Below are 21,532 nucleotides of genomic sequence, written 5' to 3'. Positions count from 1 at the left end.
GCGATTAGCGAAAAATTGAGTCCGGTTGATCTAGGCATGTCTGCATGGATGCAAAGATAGCAGTCGTTGGCCTCGGCTATGTCGGCCTGCCAGTCGCCGTGGCGCTGGCAGAGCGATTGGGCAATGTCGTCGGTTTCGATATCTCCGCCGCGCGCGTTGCCAGCTTGCGTGCGGGGCACGATGCCACGCGCGAGATCAAGGATGCACGGCTGACGTCATGCGGCCTTGAAGTCTCGGACGACCCGGCGGTGCTGGAGGGTGCCGAAACGATCATCGTCACCGTCCCCACCCCGATCACCGATGAACGCCGCCCCGACTTGACCCCGTTGCAACGCGCCTGCGAAACAATCGGCCCGCGCCTGTCGAAGGGCGCGCTGGTGGTGTTCGAATCGACCGTGTTTCCAGGCGTCACCGAGGATATCTGCGGCCCGTGGCTGGCGCAGCATTCGGGGTTGGAGCAGGGCCGCGACTTCGCGCTCGGCTACAGCCCCGAACGAATCAACCCGGGCGATCACGTCCACCGGCTCGAAACCATCACCAAGATCATCGCCGCCGACAGCCCTGCCGCACTGGCGCGGATGCACGCGGTCTACGGGAAGATCGTCGATGCCGGGCTGCACGAAGCGCCCTCAATCAAGGTCGCCGAGGCAGCCAAGGTGATCGAGAACACCCAGCGCGATCTCAATATCGCGCTGATGAACGAAATCGCGCTAATCTTCGACCGCATGGGCATTGCCACGCGCGACGTGCTGGCGGCGGCGGGGACGAAGTGGAACTTCCTACCCTTCACCCCCGGTCTTGTCGGCGGGCACTGCATCGGGGTTGATCCCTTCTACCTAACGGCAGCAGCGGAAAAGCTCGGCTACCGGCCCGAGGTGATCCTTGCCGGGCGACGGATCAACGACGCGATGGGTCAGGCGATCGCGCAGAAGCTGGTGAAGCTATTGATCGCGAACGGGGTTTCACCCTGCCGTGCACAGGTGGGCGTGATGGGGCTGACCTTCAAACAGGACGTGCCCGATATCCGCAATTCCAAGGTGCCCGACATCCTTGCCGAACTGCGCGAATACGGGATCGACGCGCTGGTGAGCGATCCGCTCGCCGATCCGGCGGCGGCGGCGCACGAATATGGCATCGCTCTTAGCCCGCCAGAGGAACTGGTCCAGCTTGATGCGCTGGTGCTGGCGGTGAATCATGCAAGCTATGTGGCCGACCCGGGCGATCTTGTCGCGCGCATGCGCGAAGGCGGCGTGCTGATCGACGTCAAGAGCGCAATCGACCGCAAGGCCTTGCCCGACGATCTGGTCTACTGGAGCCTGTAGCTGCAGCCGCGCGCCAGCCAACGCCCTGCCGGCAGCGCCCGATTGCACAGAAGGCATCATTGACTCAAAGGCTTGGGAGGGTAAGCAGGGCGCCTTGAAAGCCCCCATGCGTAAAGCCAGACCATGATCATCCGCAAAGCCCTTATGGCACCGGTCTGGGTGCTTCAGCTGGCAACGGGTTCAAAGAGTTTTCTCGACAATCCGCTGATCGGTTCGCAGCGGCTCAACCGGCGCGGCCTTCATGTCGCGCGGGTCAGGCTTGCCGACAGCCTGTGCCGCTGGCGGCGCAAGCGGCTGGCGCGCAAGGTCAGGCCCGACTGGCGCGAAGCCTTCGACCGGGACGGTTTCGTCGCCATCCCGGACATCGTCCCGCCCGCCGAATTCGCCGCCCTGCGCGAAGCGGTGCTCGGCTATGAGGGGCCAGCACGGGAAATGCGCCAGGGCGATGCGATCACCCGGCGCATGGCGGTGGACCCGGCAATGCTGCAAGCGATCCCCGCGTTACGCCGCCTGCTGGAGCGCAAGGATATCGTGGCGCTGTTCCACTATGTCGCCAGCTACCGCATCACCCCGCTGCATTACGTCCAGACGATCGTCAGCAAGGCCGGCGGCAACGATCCCGACCCGCAGGAAGTGCTGCATGCGGACAGCTTCCATTCCTCGCTCAAGGCCTGGCTGTTCCTCAATCCGGTGACGATCGAGGACGGGCCCTTTACCTATGTCCCGGGCTCGCACCGCTTCACGCCCGAACGGCTGGCCTGGGAGCGGGAGCGCAGCCTCGCCGATCCGCGCGCGATCGATCGCCTGTCCGCGCGCGGCTCTCCGCGCATCGGCCAACGCGAGCTGGACGCGATGAAACTGCCTGCGCCGCGCGCTCTGGCGGTGGCGGCCAATACGCTGGTGGTAGCAGATACCGTCGGCTTCCACGCGCGCGGCCCTTCGCTGCGATCGGGCGAGCGGGTGGAATTGTGGTCCTATGCGCGGCGCAATCCGTTCCTGCCGTGGCTCGGCGGGGACCCGAGCAGCCTGCCCGGCATCGCCGAGCGACGCGTCGGAATCGTATGGCGCGTGCGTGACCGGCTGGCGAAACAGATCGGTCAGCCGTGGCAGCCGGTCGGGCACCGCACCCCCACCGAGCGAGACTAGCCCGCCTGCGACAGGCGTCAGATCCTCTCGCTCATCTTGATGGCGAGGCGACAGCCCAGCCGGATCGCACCGGCCAGCAACGGATAGGCCGGCGCGCGTTCGGCGCCGTTCGCCAGCGCTGCATCGCGGTGCTCGCGCTCATCCTCGCGAAAGGCCTCGATCATTTCGGCCAGTTCGGGATCATTGCCGCTCGCTTCCAGCTTTTCGAGCTGTTCGGAATAGTGTTTGTCGATCTCTTCCTCGATCGCCGCGGTGCAAGCCATCGCCGCTTCGGGGCCGAGCAGCGCCGTGCCTGCCCCGAGTGCATAGCCCGCCGCCGACCAGAACGGATGCAGCGCCGTGGGGCGCACGCCGCGCTTCACCAGCAGCGCATCGAACTTGGCGCGGTGTTCGCGTTCCTGTTCGGCCATGTGACGGATTTCCGCCGAATGGGGGCCCCGGTCGCCCATCACGGCCAGCTGGCCTTCGTAGATGCGGGTCGCGCCGAATTCGCCGGCCTGGTCGACCCGGATCATGCGGTGAAGTTCTTCGCGCTGCATTATCGGCTCCTTTGGGTGCACCTTACCTACGATACGCGGCAAGCGCCACAATGGCTGCACCCGAGGCGCACGAAATCAGGAAATTGAACCCCGCGAGCGAGATGCCGAACAGCGTCCACGGCGCGATGTCACAGCGGATCAGCGGTGCGGCAGAGAAATTCGTGATGTCGACCCCGGCACCCGGGGTCGAGCATGCCGTAAGCCCTTCCCACCAGCCATATTCGACGCCCGCGTGAAAGCCGCCGATCAGACCGGAGGTGATGATCGCCAGTCCCGCCAGTGCCACCCACACCCGCGCCGGCTGCATGAAAAAGGCCAGCAGGCCAATGCCGAGCGCCGCGAAATGCGGATAGCGCTGCCACCAGCACATTTCGCACGGGAACAGCCCGAAAACGTATTGCGAAACATAGGCTCCGCCAAGCAGGCCTGCGGGAACCAGCACGGCCAGCAGCCGCGCCTTGCCAAGACTATCCATGGCATCGCGCCCTAACGCTTGGCAGGCCGCAGCGCCACCGTGCTCTTCGTCGTGCGGCGCAGGGTTTCCATCGCATAATGCAGCTGGAAGTCCTTCACACCCTGTTCTTCAAGTTGGGCCGAGGTCAGCTGGAAACGGGGATCGGCGATGCTGTCGCTCTCCATTTCCTCGTCCTTGATGCCCAGTTCGTTGATCAGGTGGCCGCGCAGGTCGCTTTCGCGGGTCTGGTATTTCTGGCGCAGCGCGAAATCGGGGTCGGAGATCTGGGGCACCGCAATATCGGGCTTGATCCCGCCTTCCTGCACCGACTTGCCCGAAGGCGTGAAGTAGCGCGCCGTCGTCAGCTTGAGCGCGGCGTCCGGGCCAAGCGGCAGCAGCGACTGGACCGAGCCCTTGCCGAAGCTGCGTTCGCCCATGATCAGCGCGCGGCGGTGATCCTGCAACGCGCCCGCGACGATTTCTGAAGCCGAGGCCGAGCCCGCGTTGATCAGCACGACCAGCGGCACGCCTTCGGCCATGTCGCCGCGATAGACCGTTTCGGCATCGTAGAGCATCGTTTCGCCGCGCGCGCGGCCGCGCTGGCTGACGATGCGCCCGTCGGTCAGGAACAGATCGGCCAGCGCCACCGATTCATCGAGGCTCCCGCCCGGATTGTTGCGCAGGTCGAGCACCAGCCCGGCTACGCGTCCGGCGGCTTCCTTCTTGATGTCCTGCCATGCGGAGAACACGTCCGCGCCGACATCGGCGGAAAATTCGTTGACGGTGATGACGCCGATATTGCCCGCACCCAGTTCGTGGGTGACCGGCTCCAACTCGATCACGCCGCGTGTCACGTCGACTTCCACTGGCTCATCACGGCCCGGACGGAAGATTGTCAGCTTGATCGAGGTGCCCGAAGGCCCGCGCATCTGCGCTACCGCGTCGTCAAGGCTGCCGCCGTAGATCAGCGTGCCATCAAGATGGGTGATGAAATCGCCCGCCTTGATGCCCGCCTTGTCCGCCGGACTGCCCTTGAACGGGGAAACCACCTTCACCGCGCCGTCTTCCATCACCACCGACAGGCCGAGACCGGAATAATTGCCGTCGATCATGGTTTCGAGGCGCTGCAAGTCGCCGCCGTCGAGATAGGCCGAATGTGGATCGAGCGCCGCCAGCATCCCGTCGATCGCGCCGCGGATCAGCACGTCATCCTCGACCGGCTCGACATAGCTTGCCTTCACCCGCTGGAAGACTGCGAAAAGCTTGGCGAATTCGGGGCCCGCGCGGCCGTCCACCTGGGCCATGGTGGCGGTGGTGGCGGGGATCAGCGCCACCGCAGTGACGAGCGCGGCGCTGCGCAGGAGAGCGGCGAATTTCATAGGGGTGCAAGGCTCCTTTGTGCAGGCGAATGTATAGGTTCGGCAGGCTTAACGCCAGATGAGAGCTTCGCAGCCGGCAGCGGCGTGTCCGGACGGGACAGGTGTGCTCGCCGGAACCGCCCGGAAATTCGCGCTTAACGCAGATATTGCAACGGGTTGACCGGCTCGCCGTCGCGCCGCAGCTCGATTGTCACCGGCGCTCCGCGACCCCCGGCAACCCCGACGGGACTGCCGCCGATCACCGCCGCGCCGACCGCCACATCGACCCGCGCGAGGCCGGTGACGAGGCTGGTCCAGCCGCCGTCGTGCTCGATAATGACGATTCGCCCGAACCCGCGATAGGGCCCGGCAAACACCGCCCGCCCGCGCGCGGGGGCCACGACCTGCGCGCCTGCAACCGGGGCAAGCTCCAGTCCGGTGCTGGCAATGCCGCTCGCGCGCCGCGCGCCGAAACCAACCAGCGTGCGGCCGTCGACCGGCAGCTGGTAATCGGCAGGCGGAGACGCACTACCCGTCGCCGAAGGGGCCGGTTCCGGCGCGGCGGGCAAGGGCGCGGACAGATCGGCCGGACGCAACACCGGGCCGGGCAGCGCGGCCAGTTCGCGGCGCAGCGCCGCAATATCGTCAAGCCGCGAGACCAGCCCGTCGAGATCGCGTGCTTCCTCCGCCAACGCCAGCGCGCGTTCCGCCTCGCGCATGGCGGCCCCGCGCGCGTTGCGCGAGGCGACGCGCTGCTTGCTTTCCAACGCGGCGAGCGCGGCACGGCGTTCGCGCAGGGCTTTTTCGCCGTCGCGCAATTCCGCCAGTGTGCGCGTCGCTTCGGCCTCCAGCGCGCGGCCCTTGTCAAGCTCGTCGCGCAGATCGGCGGTGCGCGCGCGGATCTGCGGCACCGCGCTATCCAGCACGGCGCGGACATAGACCACCTCCTTGAGCGAACCCGGTTGAAGCGCAGACAGCGCAAGCGGGCGGCGCGACGCGGTCTGGAGCGCGGCGGCAAGGCGGGCGGTCGGCTCCTGCTGTTCGGCAAGGCGCGCGGTGAGTTCGGCGCGCTCGGCCTGCACCAGCGACAGCCGCGCGCGGGCGACTTCGATATCGGCCTCGGCCTGCTGGATGCGGGCGGCGAGCGCGGCGGCTTCGCTGGCGGTGCGGGTGGCAGCCTCGGTCGCGGCTTCGGCCTTGCGGCTCAGGCGGGCGGCGCGCTGCTCGGCCCGGCGGCTCTCGCGCGCGGCGCGGGCGAGCTGGGCCTCTGCCTCGGCAGGTTCGACCAGCAGGACATCGGTGCGCGCGCGGCTATCGGGCATGGCAACGGCCAATGCCGCGCTGATGGCGATGAGTGCAGTGGCAGTGAAGGCATGACGGCGCATGGCCCTATCCTGCCCGATGATAGGGATGCCCGGCAAGGATGGTGGTGGCGCGGTAAAGCTGCTCCATCAGCATCGCCCGGGCCAGCATATGCGGCCAGGTGGCAGGCCCGAAGGCAAGCAGCAGGTCGGCCGATGCGCGTTCGGCATCGGAATGTCCGTCCGCAGCGCCGATCATGAAACGGGTTTCGCGCACCCCTTCGTCGCGCCACCGGCCCAGCAGGGCCGCGAAATCCTCCGAAGCCATCGCCCGCCCGCGCTCGTCGAGCAGCACTGTGCGATAGGGCGTCACCGGATCGGCCACCTTGCCCGCGCCGGTATCGGGCCATTCGGTCAGCTTGACCGGCCAGGTCAGGCGCTTGGCATAGCGGTCCACCAGCTCACCCTCGGGCGAGCGGCCGATTTTCCCGCGCGCGATGATATGAAGAAGGATGGCTCAGACCCCGATGAAACGGACTGGAACGGGCCGCAGGCCCGCAAGGCCGACCGGCCGCCCGCAGCGATGCGGCCTTCAGGCCTCAAGTAGCGAAGCGATAGGCCGACAAAAACGCCGCGTGCGCGCGGATTTCGCAGCCCGGATGGGCGGCGGAACACAAGGACGCTCGCCCGGAGGGGCGAACGCAGAACAAATTAATTCCGGCCCATCATCGACGTTTCCGATCCCTCGAACGACCACATGCGTTCAAGGTTGTAGAAGCTGCGCACTTCGGGGCGGAACAGGTGGACCACCACGTCGCCCGCGTCGATCAGCACCCAGTCGGCAGCGGGCAGGCCTTCGACCCGCGCGGAGCCATAGCCGGACTGCTTGATCTTCTCGGCCAGCTTCTGCGCCATCGCCGCGACCTGACGGGTCGAACGGCCGCTGGCGATCACCATGTAATCGGCGATCGAGCTCTTCCCGGCGAGCGGGATCGAGACGATCTCCTGCGCCTGGTCATCGTCGAGCTGGGTCAGCACCAGCTGGTGCAGGGCATCGCTTCCCATATCAGTTTGCCCGAGCGACTGGGCCGCCTTGGCGGCTGCCTGCAGCGGGGCGGGCGGAATGGATGCGATCAGTGCCTCGGTCATAGGCAATCAGGTATCTCCAGAGTGCGGGGCGATGCGGCCGCATGGCAGTAAAACGGATGGACGAACGGGCCGAAACGCTTGTGCCGCGTTTCATGCCTGCTCCTCTGTCCGGATGCTGCGGAATGTCAGCCGGTCACGCAGCGGCATATCGGGTTTTTGGCCGTTTCGATCCCCGCCGAGCAAAGGCTCGGCCCACCCGGCATGGGCACGGCGAATGGCCGTGGCCGAGCGGTAATCCGGATCGAAACGCAATAACACCAGTGCCGGTGCGCTCCATTGCCCCCGTTTCCGAATGCTGGTGGCAGGCACACGATACGGCCTGAACCAGGCCATGGCGGGGCTCGTCATGGCATCCGCATCATAGCCGGGGCGGGCGATCACCGCAATCGGCATTGTCCGCGCGATCCGGCGCCAGTCCTTCCAGCGATGGAATTCGGCGAGATTGTCGGCCCCCATCAGCCACACGAAGCGCCGTTTCGGATAGCGGCGCTGAAGCGCGCGGAGCGTGTCGACGGTATAGCGTGTGCCGAGCTGCGCCTCGATCGCGGTCGGCACGATTCGCGCGCGCCGCGCCTGCGCCCGCGCCGATCGCAAGCGCGCTTTCAGCGGCGCCATTCCGGCACGGGGCTTGAGCGGGTTGCCGGGCGAAACCAGCCACCACACCTCGTCCAGCCCGAGCGCATCCATCGCGAACAGGCTGATGCGCCGGTGCCCGCCATGCGCGGGATTGAAGCTGCCGCCGAGCAGCCCGGTCAGGACAGGGCGGGATCGCAAGCGCCGGGTTCCGTCACGCCTAGGGCCGGGTCTGGCCTTGCCCGCGCACCTGCCATTTATAGGTGGTGAGCCCTTCGAGCGCGACCGGTCCGCGCGCGTGCAGCCGGCCGGTGGCGATGCCGATCTCTGCCCCCAGCCCGAATTCGCCGCCGTCGGCGAATTGCGAAGAGGCATTGTGCATCACGATCGCGCTGTCGACTTCGGCCAGGAAGCGTTCCGCAGCGGCATCGTCGGCGGTCACGATGGCATCGGTATGGCCCGAGGAATGGCGCGCGATGTGGGCGAGCGCGGCGTCGATTCCGTCGACCATCGCCACCGACAGCACGGCGTCGAGATATTCGGTATCCCAGTCATTCGCGCTTGCCGCGATCACCCGCCCGTCAAGCGCGCGGATGCGATCGTCACCGCGCACCTCGCAGCCCTTGTCGATCAGCGCCCCGACCAGCTCGCGCGCCTGCGGGAAGTCCGCGTCGATCAGCAGCGTCTCCATCGCTCCGCAGATACCGGTGCGGCGCAGCTTGGCGTTGAGCGCGATGCTGGCCGCCATGCCCGCATCGGCGGCGGCGTGGACATAGGTGTGGTTGATGCCGTCGAGATGGGCGAGCACCGGCACGCGGGCATCGGCCTGCACGCGGGCGACCAGGCTTTTGCCGCCGCGCGGCACGATCATGTCGATCAGGCCCGCCGCCGCCAGCATCGCGCCCACTGCCGCGCGGTCCTGCGTCGGCATCAGCTGGACGGCATCGGCGGGCACGCCGCCTTCCGCCAGCCCTTCGACGAGCGCGGCGTGGATCGCGCGGTTGGAATGCACCGCCTCGCTCCCCCCGCGCAGCAGCGCCGCATTGCCCGCCCGCACGCACAGCGCGGCGGCATCGGCGGTGACATTCGGGCGGCTTTCATAGATGATCCCGATGGTCCCGATCGGCACACGGATGCGCTGGAATTTCAGGCCATTGGGCTGGGTATGCGTGTCGATCACCTGCCCCACCGGATCGGGCAGATCGGCCACCGCGCGCACTGCGGCGGCGATGCCGGCAAGCCGTTCGGGGTTGAGCGCCAGCCGGTCAAGCATGGCCTTGGCCAGCCCGCGCGCCTCGCCTGCGGCAAGATCCTTCGCATTGGCTTCGAGCACCGCATCGGCCGAGGCTTCGAGCCGGTCGGCGGCGCGGTGGAGCGCGGCGGCGCGTTCGGCGCTGGTCATCGCGGCAAGCTGGCGCTGCGCGACGCGGGCGCTGCGGGCCATGGCGGCGACCAGCGCTTCAGGATCGGTGGAATCGGAACGGAGAGTCTGGGTTGCTGTATTGGTCATGCCGCGGCTCTTAGCAGGCATGCCGCAGACTGTCAGGCCCGCCCTCAGCGCCTGCCCCGACGACCCGGCACGAATCGGGAACGCCGATGCCGCCGCCGCGCAATTTCCGGCATCACTGAGGGCGCGCTGTGGAAGATGGCTCCAAGATGAACCATTCGCCGCGATTCCGCTTCGGTTCACCCCTTGCAAGCTGACAGCGATTCGACCCCCGGGAGATGCGCTGTTAGCGGCCTTGATGTGGGGCATAAATAAAATCGGGGCCGCCGTGTCAGACAGAGTTACCACGCGCAAGTGGGGCGAGCAGCTACGCTCATGGTTCCCAGACCGCGAGTTTTTCATGCGCTCCCAAGGTCAGGTGCGCTTCATCAAGATTTCGTCGAAGCTGCAGATGCGGGCTGCCGCGGCAGTTGTCGCGGTTGCGCTGGCATGGCTGGTTTCGCTCGCGGTGATGGCCTGGGGCCAGTACCGCGCCGAGGCCGATCTGGCCGCCTTCGCACAGGAAAAGGCGCGCGTCGCCACCGCCAGCGAACGGATCAAGGCCTATGGCAGCGATCTCGACCGCGAAGTTGAAAACATGAAGCAGCGTCAGGACTTCCTCGAAGAAATGGCCCGGATGCTGCCCGAGGACATTGTCGCCGAAGGCGCGGCCAGCAGCACTGTTACCGATTCGTCGGCCGAAGCGGCGCAGACAGTCGAAAAGGTCGGCGCGCTGATCCCCGAAGCGCGTGGTCTGGCCGAAATCGAGGCGCGCCAGCTCGCCTTCGTTGAGCGGCTGACCCGATTTGCAGACGCCCGCGCAAGCCGCGCCGAAGCGGCGATGCGCAAACTCAATCTCGATCCGCGCGTGCTGAGCCGTCAGGCACAGCAGGGCATGGGTGGTCCGTTCGAGGGGCTCGCCGGGGCCGACAAATCCGACCTCGATCCGCGCTTCGAACGCCTCGGCCTCAGCCTTGCGCGCATGGCGGCGCTTGAACGCGCGCTCGACGGCATCCCGCAGGTTGTGCCCGCCACGGTTGAAAACATCACCTCGGGCTTCGGCTATCGCCGCGACCCGTTCAACGGCCGGGCCGCGATGCACGCCGGGATCGACTTCAAGGGCGCGGTCGGTTCTCCGATTTTCGCCGCCGCCGAGGGCCGCGTGACCTTCGCCGGATGGAAGGGCGGATATGGCAAGGCGGTGGAAGTGACCCACCCCAACGGCCTCGTCACCCGCTACGCCCACCTTTCGCGGATCGACGTCAAGCCGGGCCAGAAGGTCGCGGCCGGAGCCACGCTCGGCGGGCTCGGCAGCACCGGCCGCTCGACCGGCCCGCACCTCCATTTCGAGGTTCGCATCAATAATCGCGCGGTCAACCCGCGCCCCCTTTTGGAGACAGCCCCCGATGTTCTCAAAGAAGTCCGCGGCGCCGGACCTGACCGCGCCCCAGCCATCAAGACCGGCAAATAGGAGCAGCGCGATGGGTTCGGGTTCGACCTTCTCCGTCATCGGTGCCGATGTGACCATCAAGGGCGATATCGCCGCCACGGCCGATCTGCATGTCGACGGCACGATCGAAGGCGACATCAAATGCGCCAGCCTTGTGCAGGGCGAATCCAGCAGCATCCACGGCGGTGTCGTGGCCGAGAGCGCGCGCCTTGCCGGCCGCGTCACGGGTTCGATCACCGCACGCGAGCTGGTGATCCTCAAAAGCGCCGTGATCGAGGGCGACGTGCATTACGACGCGCTGACCATCGAACAGGGTGCGCAGGTCGACGGGCGTTTCGCCCCCAACGCGCGCCAGCCGGTTAAGGCCGTGCCCTCGCCAAGCATCGAAGCCGCCGAGTAAGAGAGCCTAGAGCACCTCGGCGCGCAGGGTCTTGCGGTCGAGCTTGCCGATCATGGTCTTGGGCAGGGCATCGCGGATCACCACCTGATCGACCCGCTCGTGCTTGCCGATTTTGGCATTGAGCCAGTCCCGCAGTTCCTCCGCCGTGGCGCCGCCCGCTTCGTTCAGCGTGACATAAGCGCGCGGCACCTCGCCGCGATATTCCTCGGGCACGCCGATCACCAGCGCCTCCTTCACGGCGGGATGTTCGAGGATCACATCCTCGACCACGCTGGGGAAGACCTTGAAGCCGCCCACCGCGATCATGTCCTTGATCCGGTCGACGATGCTGATGAAACCGTCGGCGTCGATCTGGGCGACATCGCCGGTGCGCAGATAGCGCTTGCCGTCGCGCTCCACGAAGGTGTCGGCATCGGTCTCGGGCCGGTTCCAGTAGCCGCGCATCACCTGCGGGCCGCACACAGCCAACTCGCCCGGTTCGCCTTCGGGGGCCAGTTGCGCCGGGTCTTCCTTGTCGAGCAAGATGATCGCGGTGCCGGGCACCAGCTGGCCGATGGTGCCGCGTTTGCGGGTACCTTCGTAGGGATTGGCCGAGACAACGCCCGAACTTTCGGTGAGACCGTAGCCTTCGCACACGCGCACGCCCGTGACTTCCTCGAACTTGAGGTGGACGGGCGCGGGCATCGGTGCACCGCCGGAAATACAGACCTTGAGGCTGGAGAGGTCAGTTTTGGCAAGGTCCGGATGATCGAGCATGGCCTGGAACATCGTCGGCACGCCCGGAAACCCGGTGCAGCGGTAACGCTGGATCGTTTCCAACACCTGTTTGGTCTCGAACCGCGGCACCATCGCGATCGACGCGCCGGTGACCATCGCGTGATTGAGCAGCGCGGTGTTGGCAAAGACGTGGAAGAAGGGCAGCGCGCCCATGAACACCTCGCCCGCCGGATCGCCGAAGGGATTGAGCGCGGCGACCTGCTGGGCGTTCACCGAAAGCTGATCATGCCCCAGCATCGCCCCCTTGGGACGCCCGGTGGTGCCGCCGGTATATTGCAACAGGGCGAGATCGGCGGGGGTGACTTCGGTCGGGGACGGCACGCGGTCGGGGGTCATCTCCGACCAGCTCTTCACGGCGTTGCCATAGGCGACATCGGCAATCTGGCTGCGCTTCAGCAGCTTGAGCGCCAACCCCTTGTACCAGGGCAGCATCCCGGAAAGGCTGCCGACCACCAGTGTTTCAAGTTCCGACGATGCCAGCACCTTGCTGGCGGTGGAATAAAGCTCGGGCACGTCGAGCGTCACCAGCAAGCGCGTGCCGGAATCGCCCACTTGCCACGCCAGTTCCTCGACCGAATAGAGCGGAGAGAAATTGACGACGATCGCACCCGCCATCATCGCCCCGTAATAGGCGGCAGCATAGATTGGCACATTGGGGAGGAACAGGCCGACACGGTCGCCCTTGGCAATGCCCAGCGCCTGAAGCCCGGCGGCAAAGCGCCGCGCATCGCGATGAATTTCGGCGTAGCTGTAGGTGCGCCCGAGGAAATGCAGGAACGGCGCATCGGGATTGGCGCGCAACGTGCGTTCGAACATCGCCGGAAGGCTCATCGGTTCGAACCGGGTGTCTTGCGGGACGGGGTGGTGATAGGCGGGGCTACTGACAGTCATGTCAGTAATCTTGTCCGACAATGCCCGCGCGCACAAGCAAATCCCGCGCGCAAACGGCTAATTTTTCGCAATTGCGCGAAAGCCTTGCCGGATCGCACCCTTGGCGGTCCGGCAAGGCGTAATCAGGTTCAGATGAACCCGCTCTCGGGGTCGATCTTCTGTTCTTCGGCCTCGGCTTCGCGCTTGCGGGCGAGCCAGGCTTCGGCCTCGGCTTCCTGCGCGGCTTCGCCGGCGGCCTTGGCCTTGTCGTCACGCTCGGCGCGCAGTTCCTCGATCAGCTTTTCGCGATCATTGCGCTCGGACTTGACCGGCGCATCGGCATCCTCGGTCACGCCCGCACGCTTGGCGGCCTTGGCGACCATCGCATCCAGCTCACGCTGCGAACACAGGCCCAGCGTCACCGGGTCCTTCGGCGTGATGTTCTGGATGTTCCAGTGCGAACGGTCGCGAATCGCGCCGATGGTGTTGCGGGTGGTGCCGATCAGCTTGCCGATCTGCGCGTCCGACACTTCGGGATGATTACGCAGGATCCAGGCGATGCCGTCGGGCTTGTCCTGACGCTTCGACACCGGGGTATAGCGCGGGCCCTTGGTGCGGGTCACTTCGACCGGCGCCTTGTGCATCTTCAGCGAATAGGACGGGTCGGCCTGGCCCTTCTCGATTTCGCCCTGGGTCAATTCGCCCGAGTGCACGGGATCGCGCCCGGTATATTTGCTGCCCGCCAGATCGTCGGCCATCGCCTGCACTTCGAGGATGTGCAGCCCGCAGAACTCGGCAATCTGCTCAAACGAGAGCGCGGTGTTGTCCACCAGCCACGTCGCGGTGGCGTGCGGCATCAGCGGCTTGGGCTGATCCTTGGTAGCCATGGGGGAATCTCCGTTGAAAATGAAAGGGCCGCCCCTTTCGGAGCGGCCGCCTTGAGAGCCTAGATAGGGGAAAGCAGGGAAAACGGCAAGAAATGGATTCAGAACGCGGGCAAGGCCGCGAGAGATTCTGCCTCGCCCTCTTCCAGCGCGACCAGACCCGACAGGAACTGCCGCGTCGCCGCCTCCCACGAATAGCTTGCACCATAGGCCGCGCAGCCGGAACGATCGCAATAGCGCGCGGCGTCGATCGCGCGGGTCAGATCTTCCGACAGCGCGCCGACAGCGGGCGTGACGATGTCGAGCGGCCCTGCCACCGGAAAAGCGGCCACCGGCGTGCCGCAGGCCAGCGCCTCGATCATCACCAGACCGAAGGTGTCGGTGCGGCTCGGGAACACGAACACATCGGCTCCGGCATAGCAGCCCGCCAGTTCGACGCCGGTCTTCTTGCCGAGGAACAGCGCATCGGGAAACTTCGCCTCCAGCGCCGCGCGCGCCGGTCCGTCGCCGACCACCACCTTGGTGCCGGGATAGTCGCAGGCGAGGAACGCCTCGATATTCTTCTCCACCGCAACCCGGCCGACATAGAGCAGGATCGGGCCTTCAAGTCCGGCATATTCGGGCGGCGGGGGTGCGTCGGGGGAAAAGCAGGAAAGATCGACTCCGCGGCTCCAGTGGGTCAGCCGGGTCAGCCCCTGTTCGCGCAATTGCGTGCGGATTGTCTCGGTCGCCACCATGATCCGCTGCGCTGGGCTGTGGAACCAGCGGATATAGGGCCAGAATGCGCTCGCCGGCAGTCCGGTGCGGCGGGCGATATAGTCGGGAAACTGGGTGTGATAGGCGGTGGTGAAAGGCACCTTGCGCTTGAGGCAGTAATGCCGTGCGGCCAGCCCCAGCGGGCCTTCGGTGGCGATATGCACCGCATCGGGCGCGATTTTCGCCAGCCGCCGCCCGACCGCGCCCGGCACAGTGAGCGCGAGCCGGATTTCCGGATAGGTCGGCGCAGGCATGGAGGGATAGCCCTCGGGCGAGATCACCGCGACCTGATGCCCCCATCCGCGCAGCACCTCGCACGTGGTCGACAGGGTGCGCACCACGCCATTGGTCTGCGGATGCCATGCGTCGGTGACGATTGCGATGGATGCGGGGGCAGGCCCCGCGGGTGCGATGGATGCGGGGGCAGGCCCCGCGGGTGCGATGGATGCCGGGACTTGCCCGGCGGCGGCATCGGCAAGGATGGTCGTATAACGGTTCACGCGGCCTCGCGCGCGGGGCCGGTTTCGTGCGGGGTGGTGGCATCTTCGGCCTCGGCACGGCGCTTGATCTCCTCCGGCCAGTGGAGGATCTCCATCCGCCCGTCGTGATGTTCGACCAGCGCGTTGCAGCCTTCGACCCAGTCGCCGTCGTTCCAGTATTCGACCGGCTTGCCGTTGTGCTGAAACTCGCGGAATTCGGCGGTGTGGATATGGCCGCACACCACCCCGTCCACGCCGCGTTCACCGGCAGCGCGGGCGACGACTTCCTCGTACTTGCCGATGAATTCGACCGCGTTCTTGACCTTGTGCTTGGCCGCCTTGCTGAGCGACCAATAGGGCTTGCCCAGCCAGCGGCGCACGGTGTTCACCGCGATGTTGCACTTCATCATCAGGTGATAAGCATGGTCCCCCACGAAGGCGAGCCAGCGGTGCGACAGCATGACGGCATCGAACTCGTCGCCGTGCAGCACCATCAACCGGCGCCCGTCGGCAGTGTCGTGGAAAGCCGCGCGGCGGATTTCGATCCCGCCGAAATTGAGGCCGGTGAACTGGCGGAACATCTCGTCATGGTTGCCCGGGATATAGACGACCCGCGTGCCGCGACGGGCGCGCTTCATGATCCGCCAGACGATGTCGTTGTGCGCGGCAGGCCAGTAGAACTTCTTCTTCAGCCGCCATCCGTCGATGATGTCGCCGACGAGGTACATAGTCTCGCTGTCGGTATGGTCGAGGAAATCGATCAGCAGCTCGGCATTGCAGCCCTTGGTGCCGAGGTGGACATCGCTGATCCAGATCGTGCGGTAGCTGCGCCGTTCGTTGCCCTCGGGCTCGGGCGTTCTGGGCGCGCCCAGAGGAAAGCTGGCGACGTTGGTGCCAATCAGATCGGAGAGGTCGGAACCGGTCATGCGTAATCCCCGGAAGTCATCTTGCCGGGACCCCGTATGACAGGGAATTGTTACAGGGGTTGAGCAGGCAAATGACGGTTTCGGGTCAATATTCTGCTATTCTGACGCAATTGTGACAAGGTTTGAATGGGGCCGTCAGTCCATCGGCACAAAGCCGGGCAGCGCCCGAATCCGGGCAATCCAGCTGTTGATGTGCGGGTAATCGCCCAACCCGAAGCCGCCCTCTTCGGCCACGTGGGTATAGGCGAAAAGGGCAATGTCGGCGAGCGTGACCGCAGCGCCGCAGAAAAAAGCATGGCCTGCCAGGTGGCGGTTCATCAGGTCGAGCGCCGCGCACCCCGCCATCCGCTTGGGCATGATTTGCGCACGCTGTTCAGCCGACAGGTTCGCCTCGCCCACAAAGCGCAACCAGAAGCGGAGCGTGGCGACGTTGGGTCGTGATTATACTGCTCGAAGAACATCCAGCGCAGCATGTCGGCCTGCGCAAAGCGATCTTGCGGGATGAGGCTGCTGCCATGGGCAAGATACCAGCACGCGGCGTTGCTTTCGGGCAGAAACTCCGCGGTTTCGCCCCGGTCGATCTGCAAAACCGGGATACGCCCGTTGGCGTTCACCTGCGCCAGGAATTCGGGCGTGCGGGTCTCGCCCTTCATGATGTCATAAGCGCGGGTTTCGAGCGGCAGGCCCAGCAGCGCGGCGGTGAGCTTGATCTTGTAGCAATTGCCGCTGCGCGGATCTTCGTGGAGGGTCAGCACCTCAGCCACCCGCAACCTCCAGCACGATCTTGCCGATATGCTCGCCCGCTTCCATCCGCGCATGGGCGGCGGCGGCTTCGGCCAGCGGGAACGTCATGTCCATCACCGGCGACAGCTCCCCGTCGGCGAACAGCGGCCAGGCATTGTCGGCAATCTCGTCCGCCAGCGCAGCCTTGAAAGCATCGGTACGCGGGCGCAGGGTCGATCCGGTCAGCGTCAGCCGCCGCATCATCACCACCGCCATATTGATGTCGGCCTTGGCCCCGCCCAGCACCGCAATGGTCACATGCCGTCCGTCCTCGGCCATGCACTTCAGGTTGCGCGCGACATAATCGCCCGACACCATATCGAGCACGACATTGACGCCCTTGCCGCCCGTGTGCGCCATCACCGCCTCGACAAAATCCTCCTCGCGGTAATTGATCGCAAGGTCTGCGCCGATGCGGGTGGCGGCAGAGCATTTGGCGGCATCGCCGCAGGTGACGATCACGTCCATTCCGAAGGCCTTGGCAAGCATGATCGCCATTGTCCCGATGCCGGAAGTACCGCCGTGGATCAGCACGCTTTCCCCGTCGCGCGCCAGCCCGCGCTCGAACAGGTTGTGCCACACGGTGAACAGGGTTTCGGGCAGAGCGGCGGCTTCGGCCAGCAACATTCCCTCAGGCACGGGCAGGCAATGCTGCCAGTGCGCGGCGCAATATTCGGCATAGCCCCCGCCCGGGGTGAGCGCGGCGACATATTGCCCGACAAGCTCGCGCGGGACTTCGCTACCGACGGCAACCACTTCGCCCGAAACTTCCAGCCCCAGAAGCGGCGAGGCACCCGGCGGCGGCGGATAGGCACCCGCGCGCTGGAGGCAGTCGGGGCGGTTCACCCCGGCATAGGCGACCTTGATCAGCACATCATCGGGGCGCAGGCGCGGCAGCGGGACCGTTCCGGCCTTCAGAACATCGGGCGCCCCGGGGCTGTCGAACACGACTGCGGTCATGCTTTCGGGGAGGCTTGCCCCGGACCCTGCAACCATCACCGCTATCCCCCTGAATGATCCCCGTTAACTTTGCGGAAGGGGCAAATACCCGCCTTGCCGATTGACAGCAAGCCGCTTGGCTTGCGATGCTGCGCGACGATGGAAGAGCCCGATCGCCCCCGCCCCAAAGGAGATGCGGCCTCGCACCTCGCGGCAGAGGATCTCGGGCCCTATTCGCAGGCCGAGCTGGATGAACGCATCGCCCTGCTCGAAGCGGAAATCGCGCGGGTGACAGCGCATCGGGGCAAGGCGGCCGCCCACCGCGCCGCCGCCGAAGCGCTGTTCGGGAAACCGTCGGGGTGAGGCCATCGGGTTTTCCTCCGGCGTACACGCAAACGGATTCGCAATTTCTCGCGACCATCCCATATACTCGGCAAACGACTCCCCCCGCTCCCCCTCCGGGAGCATCCCTCGCCCTCTCATAGAGATTTCCCATGCCCAGCTTCGCCCAGAACCTCGAACGGACCCTGCACAACGCACTCGGCCACGCGTCGGAGCGAAAGCACGAATATGCGACGCTGGAGCACCTGCTGCTGGCGCTGATCGATGACGAGGACGCTGCCCAGGTGATGGCGGCCTGCGGAGTCGATCTGGCCGAGCTGGGCGAGGTGGTGAAGCAGTATCTCGATCAGGAATACCAGTCGCTCAAGACCGAGGACGGGGCCGATCCGCAGCCCACCGCCGGCTTCCAGCGGGTGATCCAGCGCGCAATCCTGCACGTCCAGTCGTCGGGCAAGGACACCGTCACCGGTGCCAACGTGCTGGTCGCGCTGTTTTCCGAACGGGACAGCTACGCGGTCTATTTCCTCCAGCAGCAGGATATGAGCCGGCTCGATGCAGTGAGCTATATCAGCCACGGCATCGGCAAGGGCGGCCGCCAGATCGAAAGCAAGACACCGCAGGGCACCGACAAGGCCGAAGAAGCGCAATCGGCCAAGGAAAGCGGCAACAAGAAGGAAACGGCGCTCGACCAGTTCACTGTCAACCTCAACGCCAAGGCGGAAAGCGGCAAGATCGATCCGCTGATCGGTCGCGGGCCGGAAGTTGACCGGACGATCCAGATCCTGTGCCGCCGTTCCAAGAACAACCCGCTCTATGTCGGCGATCCCGGCGTCGGGAAAACCGCGATCGCCGAAGGTCTGGCGCGCAAGATCGTCGAAGGCGACGTTCCCGAAGTGCTCAAGGACGCGGTGATCTACTCGCTCGACATGGGCGCGCTGCTGGCCGGCACCCGCTATCGCGGCGATTTCGAGGAACGACTGAAGCAGGTCGTCTCCGAACTCGAAGGCATGCCGCACGCGGTGCTGTTTATCGACGAGATCCACACCGTGATCGGTGCCGGCGCCACCAGCGGCGGCGCGATGGACGCCTCGAACCTGCTCAAGCCCGCGCTGTCCAGCGGCGCGATCCGCTGCATCGGGTCGACCACCTACAAGGAATTCCGCAACCACTTCGAAAAGGACCGCGCATTGCTGCGCCGGTTCCAGAAGATCGACGTGAACGAGCCGACCATCGAGGATACCATCGCGATCCTCAAGGGCCTGCGTTCCGCGTTCGAGGATCACCACAAGGTCAAGTACACGCCCGACGCGATCAAGACCGCGGTCGAGCTGTCGGCGCGCTATATCAATGACCGCAAGCTGCCCGACAAGGCGATCGACGTGATCGACGAAGTCGGCGCGATGCAGATGCTGGTGCCGCCGAGCCGCCGCAAGAAGACGATCACCGCACGCGAGATCGAGCAGGTTATCGCGACCATGGCGCGCATCCCGCCCAAATCGGTCAGCAAGGACGACAAGAAGGCGCTCGAAAACCTCGAACGCGATCTCAAGCATGTCGTGTTCGGCCAGGACGAGGCAATCCACCGCCTGTCGACCGCGATGAAGCTGAGCCGCGCGGGGCTGCGCGATCCGGACAAGCCGATCGGCAGCTTCCTGTTCAGCGGGCCCACCGGCGTCGGCAAGACCGAGGTCGCGCGCCAGCTCGCCAGCATCATGGGGATCGAGCTGAAGCGTTTCGACATGTCGGAATATATGGAACGCCACTCGGTCAGCCGCCTCATCGGTGCGCCTCCGGGCTATGTCGGCTATGATCAGGGCGGCCTGCTCACCGACGCGGTCGACCAGAACCCGCATTGCGTGCTGCTGCTCGACGAGATCGAGAAGGCGCACCCCGATCTGTTCAACATCCTGCTGCAGGTGATGGATAATGGCCGCCTGACCGATCACCACGGCAAGACGGTGGACTTCCGCAACGTGGTTCTCATCATGACCACCAACGCGGGCGCTTCCGACATGGCGCGGCAGGGAATCGGCTTCGGCGATGTGTCCAAGGCCGACGCGGGCGACGAGGCGGTGAAGAAGATGTTCACCCCCGAATTCCGCAACCGTCTCGATGCGATCGTGCCCTTCGCCTATCTCGGCCGCTCGACCGTGGCACGGGTGGTGGACAAGTTCATCCTCGAACTCGAATTGCAGCTGGCCGAGCAGAACGTCCACATCCAGTTCGACAGCGACGCGCGCGCATGGCTGGCGGACAAGGGTTACGACAAGCTCTACGGCGCACGTCCGATGGGCCGCCTGATCCAGGAAAAGATCAAGCAGCCGCTCGCGGAGGAACTGCTGTTCGGCAAGCTGTCCGACGGCGGCGAGGTGCATGTCAGCATCAAGGACGGCAAGCCCGCCTTCGAGATGACTCCGGCCCCGCCCAAGGTGAAGGCCAAGCGCAAGGCTCCGGCGAAGAAGAAGCCGGCGGCGAAGAAGGCCGCGCCCGAGGCCGGCGAAGGCTAAGCGCGCGAAAATCCAGTAAAGGGCGCGGACAGGGAAACCCGTCCGCGCCCTTTTCGTTTGTATCGGCATGACCGCCCCTTTCTCCTGGATCCGGCCCGAGCCGTGGGGCATCCATGTCGTGCCTGCCGATGTATGGGTTGATCCCTCGCGCCCCGTGCCGCGTGCGCTCGTCACCCACGGCCATGCCGATCACGCGCGCGGCGGGCATGGAGAGACGATCGCCACCCCGGCGACGCTGGCAATCATGCACCTGCGCTACAACACAAACGAAGGCGCGGTACCGGCGGAGTATGGCGAACGCGTCACGCTCGGCGGCGGCGTTAGCGCGACCTTCCTTCCCGCAGGCCACGTGCTCGGCAGCGCGCAAATCCTGCTTGAGCACGCGGGCGAGCGGGTGATCATCACCGGCGATTACAAGCGTAGCGCAGACCCCACCTGTGCGCCCTTCGCCGTCACCCCCTGCGATATCTTCATCACCGAGGCGACTTTCGGCCTGCCGGTGTTCACGCACCCGCCGATTGTCGAAGAAATCGGTAAATTATTGAAATCTCTGACAGATGATCCTGAATCCTGCGTGCTTGTCGGGGCCTATGCCTTGGGCAAGGCGCAGCGGGTGATCGCGGAACTGCGCGCCGCAGGGCATCACGAAACGATCTGGCTGCACGGCGCGATGGAGGCCATGTGCCGCCTTTACGAGGAGCACGGCGTGACGCTGGGCGACCTGCGGCTTGTCAGCGATGCGCCTTCGAAGGAAGCGATGCGGGGAAGCATCGTCATCGCGCCGCCCTCGGCGCTCAATGACCGATGGAGCCGCCGCCTGCCCGATCCCGTCACCGCGATGGCGAGCGGCTGGATGCGGGTCCGCCAGCGCGCGCGTCAACGCGGGGTGGAACTGCCGCTGGTCATTTCCGACCACGCCGACTGGAACGAGCTGACGCAGACCATCGGCGAGGTGAATCCGCACGAAACCTGGATCACTCACGGCCGCGAGGAGGCACTGCTGCGGTGGTGCCAACTGAACCAGCGCCGCGCCCGCGCGCTGGCGCTGGTGGGCTACGAGGACGAGGATGACTGAGCTCCCCGTCCCCGCG

Annotated in this window: 20 protein-coding genes and 1 pseudogene; 7 read left to right on the top strand and 14 right to left on the bottom strand. The window is 65.9% G+C overall.

Annotated elements, in window-relative coordinates:
- Window positions 1–44 precede the first annotated feature (44 nt).
- The gene (locus tag OIK40_RS03785) at window positions 45–1,322 is read left to right on the top strand and encodes a nucleotide sugar dehydrogenase (RefSeq protein WP_273676351.1); all 1,278 of its coding nucleotides are present in this window, start codon (window positions 45–47) and stop codon (window positions 1,320–1,322) included.
- A 123-nt stretch (window positions 1,323–1,445) separates the two neighbouring features.
- Entirely contained in the window at window positions 1,446–2,468 is a 1,023-nt protein-coding gene (locus OIK40_RS03780; protein ID WP_273676349.1) for a phytanoyl-CoA dioxygenase family protein, read from the top strand.
- Window positions 2,469–2,485: 17 nt separating this feature from the next.
- On the opposite strand, the gene OIK40_RS03775 is transcribed toward OIK40_RS03780, so the two are convergent.
- The 8 genes from OIK40_RS03775 to OIK40_RS03740 form a co-directional block, all read right to left on the bottom strand.
- Window positions 2,486–3,007, bottom strand: a complete 522-nt coding sequence (locus OIK40_RS03775) for a demethoxyubiquinone hydroxylase family protein (RefSeq protein ID WP_273676347.1) — start codon at window positions 3,005–3,007, stop codon at window positions 2,486–2,488.
- 22 nt (window positions 3,008–3,029) lie between these two features.
- Window positions 3,030–3,482, bottom strand: coding sequence for a disulfide bond formation protein B (locus OIK40_RS03770; protein ID WP_273676346.1), 453 nt, complete (start codon window positions 3,480–3,482; stop codon window positions 3,030–3,032).
- 11 nt (window positions 3,483–3,493) lie between these two features.
- Window positions 3,494–4,840, bottom strand: coding sequence for a S41 family peptidase (locus OIK40_RS03765; RefSeq protein ID WP_273676345.1), 1,347 nt, complete (start codon window positions 4,838–4,840; stop codon window positions 3,494–3,496).
- A 134-nt stretch (window positions 4,841–4,974) separates the two neighbouring features.
- Entirely contained in the window at window positions 4,975–6,204 is a 1,230-nt protein-coding gene (locus OIK40_RS03760; RefSeq protein ID WP_273676343.1) for a murein hydrolase activator EnvC family protein, read from the bottom strand.
- Between the two features lie 4 nt (window positions 6,205–6,208).
- Entirely contained in the window at window positions 6,209–6,634 is a 426-nt protein-coding gene (locus OIK40_RS03755; protein WP_273676621.1) for a 23S rRNA (pseudouridine(1915)-N(3))-methyltransferase RlmH, read from the bottom strand.
- A gap of 197 nt (window positions 6,635–6,831) precedes the next feature.
- Window positions 6,832–7,185, bottom strand: coding sequence for a ribosome silencing factor (gene rsfS, locus OIK40_RS03750; RefSeq protein ID WP_273676619.1), 354 nt, complete (start codon window positions 7,183–7,185; stop codon window positions 6,832–6,834).
- Between the two features lie 174 nt (window positions 7,186–7,359).
- Entirely contained in the window at window positions 7,360–8,043 is a 684-nt protein-coding gene (locus OIK40_RS03745) for a nicotinate-nucleotide adenylyltransferase (protein WP_273676341.1), read from the bottom strand.
- A gap of 19 nt (window positions 8,044–8,062) precedes the next feature.
- A complete protein-coding gene (locus OIK40_RS03740) occupies window positions 8,063–9,352 on the bottom strand; it encodes a glutamate-5-semialdehyde dehydrogenase (protein ID WP_273676339.1) in 1,290 nt (429 codons plus the stop codon).
- 337 nt (window positions 9,353–9,689) lie between these two features.
- On the opposite strand from OIK40_RS03740, the gene OIK40_RS03735 reads away from it, so the two are divergent.
- A complete protein-coding gene (locus OIK40_RS03735) occupies window positions 9,690–10,799 on the top strand; it encodes a M23 family metallopeptidase (protein WP_273676337.1) in 1,110 nt (369 codons plus the stop codon).
- 10 nt (window positions 10,800–10,809) lie between these two features.
- Window positions 10,810–11,178, top strand: a complete 369-nt coding sequence (locus tag OIK40_RS03730; RefSeq protein WP_273676335.1) for a bactofilin family protein — start codon at window positions 10,810–10,812, stop codon at window positions 11,176–11,178.
- 6 nt (window positions 11,179–11,184) lie between these two features.
- On the opposite strand, the gene OIK40_RS03725 is transcribed toward OIK40_RS03730, so the two are convergent.
- The 6 genes and pseudogenes from OIK40_RS03725 to OIK40_RS03700 form a co-directional block, all read right to left on the bottom strand.
- Window positions 11,185–12,846: a long-chain-fatty-acid--CoA ligase gene (locus OIK40_RS03725; RefSeq protein WP_273676333.1), complete on the bottom strand. Its 1,662-nt coding sequence runs from the start codon at window positions 12,844–12,846 to the stop codon at window positions 11,185–11,187.
- Between the two features lie 128 nt (window positions 12,847–12,974).
- Window positions 12,975–13,712, bottom strand: a complete 738-nt coding sequence (locus OIK40_RS03720; protein ID WP_273676331.1) for a DUF1013 domain-containing protein — start codon at window positions 13,710–13,712, stop codon at window positions 12,975–12,977.
- 98 nt (window positions 13,713–13,810) lie between these two features.
- Window positions 13,811–14,908, bottom strand: coding sequence for a glycosyltransferase family 4 protein (locus OIK40_RS03715; RefSeq protein ID WP_273676618.1), 1,098 nt, complete (start codon window positions 14,906–14,908; stop codon window positions 13,811–13,813).
- Window positions 14,909–14,961: 53 nt separating this feature from the next.
- Window positions 14,962–15,870 (bottom strand): UDP-2,3-diacylglucosamine diphosphatase, encoded by a 909-nt coding sequence (locus tag OIK40_RS03710; protein ID WP_273676330.1) that lies wholly within the window; start codon window positions 15,868–15,870, stop codon window positions 14,962–14,964.
- A gap of 135 nt (window positions 15,871–16,005) precedes the next feature.
- Window positions 16,006–16,634: pseudogene (locus OIK40_RS03705) on the bottom strand (glutathione S-transferase family protein).
- Window positions 16,627–17,649 (bottom strand): NAD(P)H-quinone oxidoreductase, encoded by a 1,023-nt coding sequence (locus tag OIK40_RS03700; protein WP_273676328.1) that lies wholly within the window; start codon window positions 17,647–17,649, stop codon window positions 16,627–16,629. Before OIK40_RS03700 ends, OIK40_RS03705 begins: the two are co-directional and overlap by 8 nt.
- Window positions 17,650–17,706: 57 nt before the next feature.
- Here OIK40_RS03700 and OIK40_RS03695 point away from each other — a divergent pair, with 57 nt between their 5' ends.
- From OIK40_RS03695 to OIK40_RS03685, 3 genes are all read left to right on the top strand, one after another.
- A complete protein-coding gene (locus OIK40_RS03695; protein ID WP_374211778.1) occupies window positions 17,707–17,955 on the top strand; it encodes a DUF1192 domain-containing protein in 249 nt (82 codons plus the stop codon).
- Window positions 17,956–18,086: 131 nt separating this feature from the next.
- Window positions 18,087–20,441 (top strand): ATP-dependent Clp protease ATP-binding subunit ClpA, encoded by a 2,355-nt coding sequence (clpA, locus tag OIK40_RS03690; protein WP_273676326.1) that lies wholly within the window; start codon window positions 18,087–18,089, stop codon window positions 20,439–20,441.
- Window positions 20,442–20,508: 67 nt separating this feature from the next.
- Complete coding sequence (locus OIK40_RS03685) at window positions 20,509–21,516, top strand: ligase-associated DNA damage response exonuclease (RefSeq protein ID WP_273676324.1); 1,008 nt, start codon at window positions 20,509–20,511, stop codon at window positions 21,514–21,516.
- The last annotated feature ends 16 nt before the right edge of the window (window positions 21,517–21,532 follow it).

This window comes from Erythrobacter fulvus (genome assembly GCF_028595285.1).
In the GTDB taxonomy this organism is placed as follows: domain Bacteria; phylum Pseudomonadota; class Alphaproteobacteria; order Sphingomonadales; family Sphingomonadaceae; genus Erythrobacter; species Erythrobacter fulvus.
The sequence above is the reverse complement of the archived record's forward strand: the minus strand, read 5'-3'. Positions and strand labels throughout refer to the sequence as shown.

Coding starts and splice junctions, on each gene's coding strand:
- OIK40_RS03730 (WP_273676335.1), top strand. CDS start 10,810: ATGGGTTCGGGTTCGACCTTCTCCGTCATCGGTGCCGATGTGACCATC.
- OIK40_RS03775 (WP_273676347.1), bottom strand. CDS start 3,007: ATGCAGCGCGAAGAACTTCACCGCATGATCCGGGTCGACCAGGCCGGC.
- OIK40_RS03740 (WP_273676339.1), bottom strand. CDS start 9,352: ATGACCAATACAGCAACCCAGACTCTCCGTTCCGATTCCACCGATCCT.
- OIK40_RS03760 (WP_273676343.1), bottom strand. CDS start 6,204: ATGCGCCGTCATGCCTTCACTGCCACTGCACTCATCGCCATCAGCGCG.
- OIK40_RS03725 (WP_273676333.1), bottom strand. CDS start 12,846: ATGACTGTCAGTAGCCCCGCCTATCACCACCCCGTCCCGCAAGACACC.
- OIK40_RS03780 (WP_273676349.1), top strand. CDS start 1,446: ATGATCATCCGCAAAGCCCTTATGGCACCGGTCTGGGTGCTTCAGCTG.
- OIK40_RS03720 (WP_273676331.1), bottom strand. CDS start 13,712: ATGGCTACCAAGGATCAGCCCAAGCCGCTGATGCCGCACGCCACCGCG.
- OIK40_RS03710 (WP_273676330.1), bottom strand. CDS start 15,870: ATGACCGGTTCCGACCTCTCCGATCTGATTGGCACCAACGTCGCCAGC.
- OIK40_RS03770 (WP_273676346.1), bottom strand. CDS start 3,482: ATGGATAGTCTTGGCAAGGCGCGGCTGCTGGCCGTGCTGGTTCCCGCA.
- OIK40_RS03685 (WP_273676324.1), top strand. CDS start 20,509: ATGACCGCCCCTTTCTCCTGGATCCGGCCCGAGCCGTGGGGCATCCAT.
- OIK40_RS03700 (WP_273676328.1), bottom strand. CDS start 17,649: ATGGTTGCAGGGTCCGGGGCAAGCCTCCCCGAAAGCATGACCGCAGTC.
- OIK40_RS03735 (WP_273676337.1), top strand. CDS start 9,690: ATGCGCTCCCAAGGTCAGGTGCGCTTCATCAAGATTTCGTCGAAGCTG.
- OIK40_RS03765 (WP_273676345.1), bottom strand. CDS start 4,840: ATGAAATTCGCCGCTCTCCTGCGCAGCGCCGCGCTCGTCACTGCGGTG.
- rsfS (WP_273676619.1), bottom strand. CDS start 7,185: ATGGGAAGCGATGCCCTGCACCAGCTGGTGCTGACCCAGCTCGACGAT.
- clpA (WP_273676326.1), top strand. CDS start 18,087: ATGCCCAGCTTCGCCCAGAACCTCGAACGGACCCTGCACAACGCACTC.
- OIK40_RS03785 (WP_273676351.1), top strand. CDS start 45: ATGGATGCAAAGATAGCAGTCGTTGGCCTCGGCTATGTCGGCCTGCCA.